Genomic DNA, 13,424 nt, shown 5'->3' with positions numbered 1-13,424 from the left:
GGTACCACGGGTTTCGAGAACCGCTGTCTCTCCACTCGCCGCGTCAGCCGAACAGCCGATCCAGAATCGACCGCTCGGACGGGCGCTCGGCGAGCAGCACAGAGCACTCGACCTCGTTGACGACGTCGAGGTGCAGCGTGTCGGTCAGGAGCCGAGACAGCAGTCCCCGCTCCGTCGCACCGAGGATCATCAGGGTGTGATCTCTCGCTTCCCGTTCGATTGCGGTCTCGACGTCCCCGGCCTCGACGTGGAGGTCGGCGTCGGTGAGCTCGTGATCGAGCGCCCACGTTTCGAGGAACTGCTGTCCGGACTCCACCTCGCCGTCGTCGTCGACCACGTGGAGCAGCGACACCGCCGACCCGACGGCCGTCTGAAGCATCCGAACGACTTCGGCGCTCAGGTCTGAATCCGGGCCGCCGTAGGTGGGCAGGAGAATTCTGGAGGCGTCGAGGCCGCGGTCCTTGACGATCAGGAAGTCACACGGTAGCTGGTTCGTGAGTTCCGCGAGGGGCCGTTCGGCGCGCGCATCGCTCCACAGGCGGTTGTCCTCCCACCCCATCACGACGAGATCGGGACTCGTCCGCCGGGCGGTGTTGAACACCTCCTCGAAGGACCGGTTGGTGACGACGAGTGACGTCTCGAACCCGACGTCGTATCCCGCCGCAGTCTCGTGAATCGGCTCCATCAGGCGTTCGGACTCCCCGGAGATGCGCTGTCGCTGTCGGGCGCTCGGATCGGCCGGGCGGTTTCCGGGCGTTTGGATCACGTGCACCGCGTGGACGGTCGCGTCCTCCTTCGCGCTCGCGAGGGTACACGCCAGATCGACGAGCCCCGATTCGGTTCGCGGGTTCGCGATCGGGACCATAATCCGGAACCCGCCGTCGCGCGAGAGCGACCGCTCCGAAGGGTCCAAAATCGGTACGTACGAGCGTCCGACGAGGCGTCCGAACAGCCACTCCCGAAGGGTGAGGCGGCGTTCGATCCCCTCGAACCGGGCCGATTCGAGTCGGTCGCGACTCGTCTGGAAGAAGTTGACGAGTGTGACGAGCGCGACGCCGCCGATCGTGTTACCGAGGAGGACCGGTAGGACGAAATCTGTGATGCCCGCTATGAACGCCAACTCGCCGTACAGCACGAGATACCACGCCTCGGAGAACGCGACGACGGAGTGGAACAGGCCGCCGACCGGAATCGCGAGGAACGCCAGGTACGTCACGACGATCCGCGAGATGGTATCGCGCGAGCTGAATCCCACCCAGACGACTCCGGCGACGATGAGTCCCGCGAAGACGGCCTTCGAAAACAGCGCCCACCATCCCACTTCGAACGCGCCGTGACGGGCGAGAGAGAGCGCTTCGTCGGCCGCGGCGGGGTCGAACACGTCCCCCCACACGAGCACGAGCGTTCCGATCGCGCCGCCGACGAAGTTGCCCAACAGAACGATCGTCCAGTGGCGCAACAGCGCCGGGAGGCTCGCGATCCGCTCTAACGTCAGTGCGACCGGAGGTAGCGTGTTCTCGGTGTACAGCTGATAGCCGCCGATGATGATGTAGATGAAGCCGAGCGGGTACAGGAGTGCCCCGACAATCTTGTTGTCCGTGATCGACGAGGCCGAGGCGTACAACAGAAACGTGATGCTGATCGCGAACCCGGCCGCGATGGCGCTGAAGAACAGTTCGCGTCCGGTCGAGGTGACTTCCTCGTCGGCCGCGGCGACGATGCGCTGGAACACCTCGTCCGCGGAGAACCGGTCGCGAACGGCCTCTCCGACGGCTGGCGCGCCCATACGGGACCGTTCGACGGCCTCCCGTACTGACTCGTCTAAATCTGTCCGATCCGGGAACTCGTCGAGATCCGGCCTATCGGGCGGGTCTCCCTGCGGCGGATCGCCTTGCTCTTCCGGGGTAGGCTCGTCCATTGGATTACGCCACTGAGCGGGGCGACTTTATTGTAGTGTTTACGCGGGACGTCATCGAGCCACCAGGTATTAACCTCGGGATCCGAAAGCCCGCCCCGTGCACCGACGAACCTACCTCGCAGGCGCGGTGACAGCCATCGCAGCGACAGCCGGTTGTTCGTCACTTTCAGGTAGCTCCGATGAACCCGGAAACGGCGGCGGTGACGGAGCCAGCACCGAGGAATCGGTTTCCCTCCATCGCGACGACCCCGACGCCAGCGGCGCGCAAACGCTTCGCGTCCCCGTTTCCGAGGCTATCGCGGGCCAGACGCTCGGCGCGGTTTCGGCGACGTATCCCCGCGACCGGTTCGTCGTTGACAGCGCGAGTCACGACGCCATCACCGTTGGTGTCGATCGGACGGGCGACGGGTCGCTCGACGAGGAGTTCGGCTCGGACGCGATCAGCGGCGCGAACAACAACGAGTACTCCTTCACGGTCTCGATGGACACCGAGTACGAACTGCGCCAAGGCGACGTCGTCGCCCTCGAGTATCCCGCCGTCCGGAACCCCGACGAATCGGACGAGTACGAGGTGACCGTCGGCCTCAACGACCAGCAGGAGGCGACGACGTCTGTCGTCATCGAGTAACGGTCCGCTGGTGCGTCGTGAGTTCGTCGTGAGTTCGCCGTGGATTCGCCGTCTCTTCCGGCGGTACAAGCAAGATTCAAGTTCGGTTGTGACGTCCTCTGAGAGGAATGAGAGTTTTCTCGTCGAGAGCGGACCGCTGGCGGGGAATCCTCGTTTTACTCCTCGTTGCGGTCGCTTTCTTGACGCTCTACGTGGCCGTCCAGCGGTACGCGTCGTTCATCTTTCGCGCCGACGAACTCCGAACGTGGATCGCGCAGTTCGGCGTCTTCGCTCCGCTCGTGTTCGTCGTCATTCAGGCGGTCCAAGTCATCGTGGCCCCGATCCCCGGACAGGTCGTCGCGCTCGTCGCGGGCTACCTGTTCGGCCCGTTCTGGGGCACCGTTTACAGCCTCACCGGCGTCCTCATCGGCAGCGCGATCGCGTTCAGTCTCGCGAAGCGATTCGGGCGATCGTTCGTCGAGGACATCCTCCACGAGGACGTCGTCGACCGCTTCGACGACTTCGTCGAGCGGGTCGGCGCGCCGGGGCTCTTCGCGTTCGTCATCATTCCGGGGCTCCCCGACGACGCCATCTGCTTTCTGAGCGGGCTCACGCCCCTGCGGCTCCGGACGTTCATCGCGGTCATCAGCATCGGTCGCCTCCCCGCGTACGTCATCACCGTCTACGCCGGTGGTGAACTGGCCAGCGGCCGGTTCCTCGAGGGGATGGCCCTCGTCGGGGTCGTGATCGCGCTCTCGGCGGTCGGGTACTACAAACAGGAGGCCGTTCGCGACCTCGTCCACCGGCTCGAAGGGCGGATCCAGTTCTGATCGGCTACGACCCCTTCGCGCCCTCGTGCCGGCGGCTCACTGGTGCGGTTCCTCGTCGCGGTGCGCGTCTGGATTCTCCTGCTCTTTGGCTTCTTCCTCGCGAGCGTCCGATTCCTGCTCGAGCGCTCGCTCCGTCTTCGACTCCTCGACGGCTTCGTCGGCTTCCTCGGCCGCTCGTTCACTCTGTTTCTCGTCCTCTGCGGTCTCCAGTTCTGTCTCCTCGTCGATGTCGACGCCGTGTTCGTCGTCAGCCATAGTCTCGTACTTGGCGCTGCAGATACAAGAGTCCGGTGCGCATCTCCGACATTCGATTCGCATCTCCGGATCCGATGCAACCGGGAGAGCGAGCCGTCCTGTCAGTATCGGTGAAGATTAAGTAACGTCGTTTGGGAAAGTACGGTATGGTCGATCCGATCACTGCCACGCTCGGGGCGTTATCGTTGGGCGTCGACGCCGCGAGCGTCTATCACCAGCGGAAGACCGCCGTTCCCGACGGCGGCGTCGACGAAATCGGCGGCGTCAAGGAGTTCTGGGCCGCGCACCGGCAGGATACGCTCAACACGGGGTCGTACGTCACCGTTGAGGGGACGCTGTCGCTGTACGCCCCGATGATTTTCGGAGATCCGCGGCTCATCAAGCAGCGGCACTTCGAGTTCAGAGACGCGCTGTCGACGCGGGCGCCGACCAGCATCGACGCGCTGGTCAGCATCAGTTCGGGCCAGCCGGTCGTCCGCCTGGAACCGATGAAAGGCGTCTACTACGCGGGGCTCTACGAGGGCATCGGCCGGAACTCGATTCCCGTCTTCATCGATCAGAGCCGCCTCGATTCGTGGCGTGACCGGCGGACCAGCGCCGGCAAACAGGTGTGGGACGTCGCGCTGACCGGCCAACTCGACGACCTGCCGACCGAGTGGGACGACTTCTTCTCGATTTTCGGACTCGATCAGGAAGCGCCCGAATACGCGATCTACGTCCAGGACGACAGCGTCTCGAACATCGAGTACCGGGGCGAAACGCGGTTTTTCGAGGCCGACGTGTGGGCCGCCTACGAGCGCGACGGCGACCGCGGGTGGATGACCCGCTGTCCCGACTTCGCCGAACGGACCGAGATCAGGCGCTCCATCGACGCCATCATCGACAACCTCGAAGCGGTCGACGGCCCCGTCGAACTGATCTCACAGTACGACCTCGTGGACCGACCCCTCGGGACGAGCCCGAATATCGATCAGACGGCGACGCACGTCCAGGAGATGTCGAACAGGCGCGTCCGCGAGAACTACATCGACGAGGTGTCCGCGCTCATCGACCGGTACACGTAGAGGGGGTGTCTCGGTTCGGCGCGGTACACTCTCTACTCGCGGCTCGGGCAGTGCGCTCTTCGGTTGGTTCGCAGGAAAATGCCGCCTCCCGAATTCTGAACCTCACTCGCAAATTACAGGTTTGCTCGCTGGTTCAAATCCGTCTGGGTATCGTTTTCACTGCTCACTTCGTTCGCAGGAAAATGCCGCCTCCCGGATTTGAACCGGGGACAGCTCGATCTTCAGTCGAGTGCTCTCCCAGTCTGAGCTAAGGCGGCGCGCACTTCGACCGACGCCCAGTATATAAAAAAGGGTTTCGGATCGCCGCGTCGTCAGCGAGATTTGGCTGTTCTGGACTGTGTTTCAATCTAACCGGTCTCCTCTCCGTTCTGGTACACGCGTTCGTTCGAATCCGGTTCGAGATTTCCGCCTCGTCGTGACGGGTTGAATCGATACTGCAACCGAGGAGTACTGGGCTTTACCATCGTACTGAGTTCGCTCCCTGTTGCGACCCCGCCGTCCCCACTGGTCGACATAACGGACGCCGTCGGCTTCCTCTCACAGTGTTGCGGTTTGCTTCGCGGCTGATCTCTCCTCGAATTTGCGGGATCCGGGAGGATGAATGGATCTGCTCAGTATCAACGCTGAAGGTCTCAACAGGGCCGCTCTACAGCCGAGACGGCGGCTTCGAATTCGGCAGTGGGACACGAGAAGCGGAAGGCCCACCTCCAGGAGCGAACTGTCTGGAGTACCTGAGCCAAACGATTCAGATCGTCGTCGAAGGGCCGTTCCATCGGAGTGGGAACACCCACGACCTGCGGTACGATGATGAACGGTACTCGCTTCAGAAAATATTCGATCCACAGGTAGAGTTGAGAGAGCAGGGTGACTGGAGCACAGCGCGTGTGACTCACTGACGAGCGCGTTTGTTGTTCAACTGTCTTCGACGAGACTTGCGATGATTAATCGCTGGATCCCGCGTCGAAGCAGACCACTGGCTGCTGGCTTCGAAATGTCGAGTGTGTCCGCAACCTCGCTGAGCGTTACGTCGCGCGGATCCTTGAAATACCCTGCTTCGAATGCGACGAGTAGCGCCTCGCGTTGCGTTTCAGTCAATCCGGAAGTTGTTTTCCCCAGACTAGCATACTCGTTTACCCGCCGTAGGTCGATGTCGATACTGTTGGCCTGGGCGTAGTCCCAAACATCGGCCAGTTTTTCCCGATCGGGCATCCACAGCGAGATGAGCCACGCGTTGCCATCGTTTTCCATCTCAAGCGCGACACCGTCGGCTTTCGAGATCACCGGCGAGAACGTCTTCGCTTCGTCAGTGTACTCGAAGCTATAGATTGCCCTCTCGGCGGTGGTTTCGATGACTCGCTTGAACGCTGCTATCGTGTGGTCATTCCGTAACCCCTCTTCGAACCGATCGAAGTCCGCTGACGCAACGTGGTATAGAAATCGGCCCGAATCGGGGTCAGTTCCTGCCTCCGACACAGGCATCACTTTCGCACTTTGGTCGTGACTGACGGTCCTCGTGAGCACAATATCTGGGTGTTCGACTCGGATGACGGCTTTAATATCGCTCATTGGTTCTCCGCACGAGTGGGTTACAAACCGTGTTTCCTGCTCTATTTCAGTGTCCGAAATACTTAGTTGAAACCCCTCTTGCGACGTTCGCCAATAAACGCCCGAGGCCCTCGTATGAGGATCCTCGGACTTGGCCAGTTCCGATGTTCTTGGAAAAATTCGGTGACTAATTCTCCGTTATCATCACCGCTTGCCGCGGTTCTGATTTCTCAGACGCGGTGATTAAAGAGAGCCGTCCAGATGCGCTCGATTCGACTCTCTTCGGAAGATGGAGAAACGCCCACAGGGAGATAGAATTTTGATTCAGTGTCTCTGCTCGTCTCGCTGGTGTGGTTGCTGTCTGCCATACAATCGAATAAGGGGTCCAGAATACCATCGAGATTTAGCTTAATCGGGTAAGACGTTTATAACGGGGCAGTGGATTCCACTCGTATGTGCCGTCGCACTCGTCCGAATCGCACAGCTTAATCGCTTGCTTCAGCCTCTCGGTATGCCCAGAGAACAGCCCAACGAACGGCAGCCTACGATCCCTGTGAGGAGGTTCGAAACGAGGTGTGGAGGAGAGAGAAACGTTGCTGCACCCTCAATACCGTACGCGCGGCGCGGTAGCGCCACCAAGATAACCACGCGTTCCGATGAGAGCCCGGCCCGAAAACCATGCCTTAGAAACCGTGCGTGATACGTATGGGCTCGGGCGGACCCAGCGCGTATCGCGCGGGTTTCCTTCCCTGTCGGCATCGACGCGCTCCAGCCTCCTAACGCGGTTCTGTGAGATCGATGAAAACAGAACACGACGAACTCGAACCGTTGGAGCCGGACCGCGCGCAAGAACTGTACGTGAAACAGAAAGAAATGGATGCCTCCAAGCAGACGGTGCAGTCGCACAGATCTCGACTTAACCCCTTCGTTCGGTGGTGTGCTGAGAGCGATATAGATAACCTGAATGACTTGACTGGCCGTGATCTACAAGAGTATCGCCTTTGGCGTCAGGATGACGGTGATCTAAAGAAAATCACCTTGACTCAGCAGATGAGCACCATCCGGGTGTTCATCAAGTGGTGTGGTTCGATGGAAGCGGTCCCTGCAGACCTCTACGAGAAGGTAATGATTCCACGAGTGACACCGGAAGAAGAGCGATCCGACGAGATGCTTGAGGCTGAAACTGCAGAGGCCATTCGAGAACATTTGGAGAGGTATCATTTTGCATCGATTGAACATACGATATTCGCACTCCTCTGGGAGACGGGTATGCGGTTAGGTGGTGCTCATTCCTTGAATCTCGAAGATATTGATACCCAAGACAAACGGATTGAACTTGTTCACTGTCCTGAGCAGGGGACCGAATTAAAGAACGGTGGGACTGGTGAGCGGCCCATTGCTATTACAGAAGGCTTTTCTGAGGTTTTGCAAGATTTCATCGAAAACAGACGACTAGAGATCACCGACGAGTACGGTCGAGAACCACTATTAACGACTTCCCACGGAAGAATGACACGGACTAACATCAGGAGAATCGTGTACCGTATCACTGCACCGTGCTTCCGGAATGAGCCTTGCCCCGGTTGTACAGGTGCGGAGGAAAAAAAGTGTCCAGAAGCGGTCAGTCCGCATCCAATTCGTCGAGGTAGCATTACTCACTTCCTCACGAAGGATATACCGACCGAGATCGTTAGCGACCGGATGAATGTGAGTCGTGACGTTCTCGATAAACACTACGACCGACGTTCTGAAGAGGTCAAATTAGAGCAACGAAGAGGATACCTCGATAATATCTAATCGACTCCCTACTACTCTCAATTGGACAAGAGAGACTACAATATCTCTTCTCGGTTTGATGATCCCAGATTTGCTCAGTACAGACGAATGCTGTATCACACAGGGTCGTTATTTACCCAAATTCTGTCAGGAACTGGCTGCTGAATATAGAGGGTGAAGTCAGCAGTTGCCCGTCGTTGGTTTCACACCGATCCGGATGAATCAGCCGTTCAGTAGAATTGCGTAGTGAACGGATAGCTCATCGCGGTTTCGACGAAAGAAATGCTGTGCGGATGTTCTATGACACCCTCACCGGGAAAGGTTTATCTGGATTTCCTGAGTTCCCGATTACATATCAAATGGTGGACCCCGGTGCCAGCTCCGATGAGATTCGTGGAGAGATATTCGAATCGTTCACATCGAGAATTGAAGAGAGCGATATTGACGAGGAAATAGCCGAGACAGTACTTACGGAAGTACTAGCTGATGATCCACCGCGCGAATTCTCAGATGAGCTTATAGCGACGATTGGTGACAACGATGAAGCTTGAGAGGCTCGACATCGAAAACTTTCGAGGAGTAAAAGGAAGCTACACATTCGAGCCTGAAGGAAATAATGCGATCATTGTCGGACCCAATGGCTCTGGGAAAAGTTCGATATTAGAGGCTATCAACTTCCTCCTTACACATGATATTCGTCAGCTCGACAGAGATGGAATGAAGAGCGTCAGGAAGCAAGATGTCATACCCAACGTCGACGCAAACGGTGATTGTGTAGTCTCTGGAGTTTTCACAGATCCCGGACGCGATACACAGGTGTCTGTAGAGCGATCGACCGACTCGACCGATCTCGAACCACCAATAGAAGAACTACCAGTCTCGCTACAGCGAACGATCGATACCGCGCTTCAAGGACAACACATCCTCACCCGGGATGACTTGCTGGATCTAATCATCGCTCAACCGAGCTCTCGGAGAGAGGTTCTCAGCGAATTATTGGATCTCCCCGACATCGACGAACGACGTCTTGCACTCCAACGGACCCGAAAAGCTCTCGAAGATGAACTGGAAAAAGCGAAAGCTTCGCGTCAAACAGCGAATGAACGATTACAAGAACTCGCTGAATCGGACGCGTCTGATTCAATAATGCTTCGAACAGACACTATTGAGACGATCAACCGTCTCAGAACCTCGTTCGATGGCGAGCCCGTTGACGAAATCGATCCTGGAACTGTCCGAGAAGGTATCGAATCCCCCGTAGAGGCGGTGTCCACACAGGCACTCCAACGGGAACGACCACGAAAGGAATTAAACCAATTTGCAGATTGGCTAGGCGATTTCTGTGACGACCTGCCTGAACAAATCGACCGGTTGGATGACTTGATTAAAGAATACAGGGAGAGAGATACCTCCAAAATATCCGCATCGAAGCTTGAACTGCTGGAACTGGGGGAAGAAGTTATCGATGCCGACGCAGACGTGTGCCCGCTCTGTGCTCAGGACTGGCGAGGGGACGGCTCCTTATTAGAAGATGTACGTCATCGGCGCGAGCAACTTCACGAATTTCAGCAGACCGTAGACAATATCGATCAGCTACAATCCGATCTGCGGAAGGAGCTCGAACGTGGATTGGATTATTTGGAGTATCTGACAAAAGAGTTGAAGGAAGATCAATACCCAGAAGTAGAGACACTATCTGAATTCAATACGGCACTAAGAAAATCAACGGAGATGATATCCGGTGATTTGCTCGGAAACATCGATTTCAAACCACTCAATCTCCCTATTGCCGGGTCAGATGATACGGATATCAGTGCCCAAATCGAGGAAGCCATTCAGACAACGAATTCCTTGAAATCGACGGCCGAAGATCTCGATGATATCAGTGACACTGAACAGCGATACGAGCGTCTCAAGTCCGTTGCTGAACGGTGGGAAGAATACGAGAACCTGGATGATAAGGTTGACCGTTTGGACTCACTGGTATCCGACACGGAGACCGCTGAGTCGGCGTTCATAGCTGCCCGTAGTGAGGTGATCGGAGAGATTTACGACGACATCACAGATCGTGTCGAAACGTATTATAATTCGATTCATCCGGACGAGTTCGATACCTCAACCTCAATTGTCGTTACAGAAACTGGTGCGGACCTGCAAAAAGAGTTCTATAATGCCGGTGAGTACCCTCCCCACTCCGTATTTAGTGAGGGCCATTTGGATTCGTTGGGCCTCTGTCTCCATCTCGCCCTTGCCGACTATCTACAACAGGACGAGAAGTCCCTCCTCCTTCTTGACGACGTGGTTATGTCCGTTGATCAGAGCCATCGTCTCGAAATTGCACAGATGATAGCTAAAGAGTTCGCAGAGGACTATCAAGTAATCATTACAACCCATGATGAACTGTGGGCCGAACAATTATCCAGCCAAGGGGCCTTACAAGGTGGACCGCAGATACGACTACGAGAGTGGTCATTCGATGACGGTGTGAAAGAAAGTCGCGGGTATATTGACGTCTATGAGCAGTGGGAAACCGTTGAAGAGGCGATGGAAGACGATGAAATGGAACGGGCGGCCCATGAACTTCGATATGCTACAGAGCGTATGTTCCAACAGTGTGCAGTATCGCTAGGAGGCAAAGTCGAATATGATCCTCGGCTCCGGCATACGCTCAGTGACTTCAAAGACTCAGTTTGTCGCCGATTAGACACACTCACTGGAAGAGCGAAAGACAATCTCGATCAATCTGACGAAATGTTTTCCGAAGCAAACGATCTTGACAATGCTTATGGATCAGTCCTAAACGAAGTGGGACAACAACTGAATAAAGTAAATCGTCGCGTTCACTGGACTCCTGGACGATGGTTGACGCTAAGTCCGTCTGAATTCGAGGAAGTTTTTGAAGCACATAAGGCTGCTTACGAACTCCTATACTGCGATGAATGTGGCTCGTGTATCCGCTATGAGGAGTTCGGTGGAGATTATCACGAGCTTAGATGCAATTGCCGGTCCCACTATGATATTCAATGGAGCTGATTTGAGATAAGTAGAGGAATTACAGCGTGTCATAGAATACGTCTCACGCCCTCCGCATAACGATTATAGAGCCCCAACTTCGCGCTTAAGCCCGTAATCTCGACATCCGATAGTTCTATTCAAAACCGAGGCTTCGAATTATATCCGTTGGCAACTATTGTATGACAGGCTCCCTAAGACAGGAGTACTCCCAGTACCTCCAGAAGCTGTATTGAGGATTTAGAAGGGAGACGATGGGTGTGCAAACTGTTCTATGATACCCTCCGGCCAACACGGGAATTCAGCGTCGGCGTCCCAACAGTCGCAGTTTGTGCGATGCTGAATACGCGCCCTGTACTAACCGAATCAGACGGCCCCGATTCTCGGAGTGCGACGTGCTGCATTCGCGCGTTGTATCTTGGACGGTTATCAGAACATCTATCTGAATTAGTAGAAACTCCAACTGTCAATTCGCACGGTTGTTCTACCGGTTGATTCACTGATGACCCCGTGGAAGATAAGACCAACACAGAGTTCCAGAATGCGATCAAGGAAGAGACAGCAGGAGAACTCCAGGTCCATTCCAACCGACAAACTATTCGTTTGGATCTTCGTCTACAGGATGCCCACCATCCGTCATCGCATATTGAGTAAGATTAGCTTCCAGAGCCTCCCGTCGACGCCGAGACTTCCGTTCCTCGGTTCGCTGATCGTAGTGCTTGTCGAGTACGGGAACCGAGACGTCGACACGGTCACTCAGCAGTTCCTTTGGGACGCCCTCGTCCAACTGATGCATTATCGACCACTTCCGCATCGGGTGAGTGCTAAAGCTCGACGGACACTTTGCCGCGCTTGAGTTCTGAGCCGCTTCGCAGTCTGACTGCTCTCGGTCGTGTGGACAGTCATTTGCGTACGTGCACGGCCGGGCCATCTTGTAGAAATCACGTCGTATGGTTGTTGTCGATGGGCGGCCCGAAGACGTTGTGAATAGCGGCTTACGGTCGTAACTGTCGACAACATCGTGCCGTGTGTATTCGACGTAATCAGCGATAAAGTCCCGTAGTCCGTCGGAGATGTTGATAATACGTTCACCATCGGAACCGTTCTTGAGTGGTGTTCCGTACTCTTCGCGGCCTTCCGGACGGTGACGGAGGTGAATCACTCGATCTTCCCGGTCGAAATCGTCGCGGTCGATAGCGCGCACGGCACCCATACGAAGGCCGATCTCAGCAATCAGCTCGAATTCGATGTGCGCCCTCGAAGCATACTCGAATCGGCGAAAATAGGATCGGATTCCCTCTACTTCTTCGGAGTCAGGGACGAACTCGTTGACTTCCTCGTCTGGCGGTACGTTCGGTAATGGGACACGCTCTGAAAGATCAGCGTGGACTGCATCGATGTCTTCGCAGAACTGGAGGAAAACACGCAGGATAGCGAGATTGCCGTTGAGACTGAGCGTATTCAACGCAGTGTTGTTCTTTCGCCACGTCTTGAATTCCATCAACGTTCGACCGCTGACGTCGTTCATATTGTCGATATTGGCTTCGTCCGTCCAATCGACGAACGTTCCGAGCGCCGATGAGTGCTTTCGTCGAGTCGCGGTTCGCAGGTCGTCCAGTCGATGTTCGAGATACCAATCGAGGGCTTCCTGCGGCGCGAGGGGTTCGAGTTCTCGCCCAACCATCACCGCACCCAATTCACCCGCAGTACATATACTGTCCAATTAATTGGGATTGGTGAATTAGCAGAATTGGTAGTCGTATCCAGATAATTGGTGATCATAGTCGGATCCTCGCCGCGTTTTCTCGACTGGAGTCATATTCAAGTCATCTCTTAGCCTCACGCGCGCTCCGGAAACTACAATCAAATCGTTTGTCGAGTCCAAGAAGACTTCAGCAATTCCGGTTATTTGCTCACCGTCAGTGCGGGACTCGCCAATTCCTATGATTGGCAATCCCGAGACTCAACGGATTGCGAATCCCGGGTTATCGGAATTGGCATTCCCCGGTTTTACCGATATTAGCAATCCCGGGATTGCCGGAGAAAGCAATCTGGGGTTGTATGACGATGGCAATACCGAGACTTATAGTCAGTTCCACCCAATATGGATGCGATGGAGCGAGATGTCGAGCTACGGATGAAGGGCCATCTTTACGAGATAGCAGCGGCCAACGACGAGGTATTGGAGTCGCGGCAGGGGTTTCCGGCGTCGGAGGAAGGGTACAAGCAGACGCTAGAGAGCGTGGTGGATACCGCCGGGCTCGATCTGATGGACGAGATGGCGGCGTACATTAAGGAGTACATCCAAGAGCACGAAGAGCGGCCTGCAAACAAAACCGTACGTAAGAAGGCGCGGATCCGGGTTTCGAGGGCCGGCTACCCACCCGACGATTATCTCAATGAGGCCTAGATCTGCT

Annotated in this window: 11 protein-coding genes and 1 tRNA gene; 7 read left to right on the top strand and 5 right to left on the bottom strand. The window is 56.2% G+C overall.

Annotated elements, in window-relative coordinates; all coding sequences use genetic code 11:
* Positions 1-43: 43 nt before the first annotated feature.
* Positions 44-1,918, bottom strand: coding sequence for a formate/nitrite transporter family protein (locus FJT57_RS04935; RefSeq protein WP_144902236.1), 1,875 nt, complete (start codon positions 1,916-1,918; stop codon positions 44-46).
* Positions 1,919-2,015: 97 nt separating this feature from the next.
* Here FJT57_RS04935 and FJT57_RS04930 point away from each other — a divergent pair, with 97 nt between their 5' ends.
* Positions 2,016-2,546, top strand: coding sequence for a hypothetical protein (locus FJT57_RS04930; RefSeq protein WP_144902233.1), 531 nt, complete (start codon positions 2,016-2,018; stop codon positions 2,544-2,546).
* Positions 2,547-2,653: 107 nt separating this feature from the next.
* Positions 2,654-3,355, top strand: coding sequence for a TVP38/TMEM64 family protein (locus FJT57_RS04925; RefSeq protein WP_144902230.1), 702 nt, complete (start codon positions 2,654-2,656; stop codon positions 3,353-3,355).
* A gap of 36 nt (positions 3,356-3,391) precedes the next feature.
* Here the strand turns inward: FJT57_RS04925 and FJT57_RS04920 are convergent, their stop codons facing one another.
* The gene (locus FJT57_RS04920; protein ID WP_144902227.1) at positions 3,392-3,610 is read right to left on the bottom strand and encodes a hypothetical protein; all 219 of its coding nucleotides are present in this window, start codon (positions 3,608-3,610) and stop codon (positions 3,392-3,394) included.
* A 146-nt stretch (positions 3,611-3,756) separates the two neighbouring features.
* On the opposite strand from FJT57_RS04920, the gene FJT57_RS04915 reads away from it, so the two are divergent.
* Positions 3,757-4,674: a hypothetical protein gene (locus FJT57_RS04915; protein ID WP_144902224.1), complete on the top strand. Its 918-nt coding sequence runs from the start codon at positions 3,757-3,759 to the stop codon at positions 4,672-4,674.
* A 183-nt stretch (positions 4,675-4,857) separates the two neighbouring features.
* Here the strand turns inward: FJT57_RS04915 and FJT57_RS04910 are convergent.
* A tRNA-Phe gene (locus tag FJT57_RS04910) sits at positions 4,858-4,931 on the bottom strand.
* A 655-nt stretch (positions 4,932-5,586) separates the two neighbouring features.
* On the bottom strand, positions 5,587-6,240 hold the full coding sequence (locus tag FJT57_RS04905; protein WP_144902221.1) for a helix-turn-helix domain-containing protein: 654 nt from the start codon (positions 6,238-6,240) through the stop codon (positions 5,587-5,589).
* A 777-nt stretch (positions 6,241-7,017) separates the two neighbouring features.
* Here FJT57_RS04905 and FJT57_RS04900 point away from each other — a divergent pair.
* The 3 genes from FJT57_RS04900 to FJT57_RS04890 all read left to right on the top strand — a co-directional run bounded on the left by FJT57_RS04900 (position 7,018) and on the right by FJT57_RS04890 (position 11,028).
* Positions 7,018-8,016: a tyrosine-type recombinase/integrase gene (locus tag FJT57_RS04900; protein WP_144902219.1), complete on the top strand. Its 999-nt coding sequence runs from the start codon at positions 7,018-7,020 to the stop codon at positions 8,014-8,016.
* 272 nt (positions 8,017-8,288) lie between these two features.
* The gene (locus FJT57_RS04895; RefSeq protein ID WP_144902216.1) at positions 8,289-8,546 is read left to right on the top strand and encodes a hypothetical protein; all 258 of its coding nucleotides are present in this window, start codon (positions 8,289-8,291) and stop codon (positions 8,544-8,546) included.
* A complete protein-coding gene (locus FJT57_RS04890) occupies positions 8,536-11,028 on the top strand; it encodes an AAA family ATPase (RefSeq protein ID WP_144902213.1) in 2,493 nt (830 codons plus the stop codon). Before FJT57_RS04895 ends, FJT57_RS04890 begins: the two co-directional genes overlap by 11 nt.
* A 574-nt stretch (positions 11,029-11,602) precedes the next feature.
* On the opposite strand, the gene FJT57_RS04885 is transcribed toward FJT57_RS04890, so the two are convergent.
* Complete coding sequence (locus FJT57_RS04885; RefSeq protein ID WP_144902211.1) at positions 11,603-12,691, bottom strand: tyrosine-type recombinase/integrase; 1,089 nt, start codon at positions 12,689-12,691, stop codon at positions 11,603-11,605.
* 429 nt (positions 12,692-13,120) lie between these two features.
* Here FJT57_RS04885 and FJT57_RS04880 point away from each other — a divergent pair, with 429 nt between their 5' ends.
* Positions 13,121-13,417 (top strand): hypothetical protein, encoded by a 297-nt coding sequence (locus FJT57_RS04880; RefSeq protein ID WP_144902208.1) that lies wholly within the window; start codon positions 13,121-13,123, stop codon positions 13,415-13,417.
* The last annotated feature ends 7 nt before the right edge of the window (positions 13,418-13,424 follow it).

This window comes from Halobellus captivus (genome assembly GCF_007655485.1).
Taxonomy (GTDB): Archaea; Halobacteriota; Halobacteria; order Halobacteriales; family Haloferacaceae; genus Haloquadratum; species Haloquadratum captivum.
Note: the sequence above shows the minus strand (reverse complement) of the source record. Positions and strands in the feature narration are given on the sequence as shown.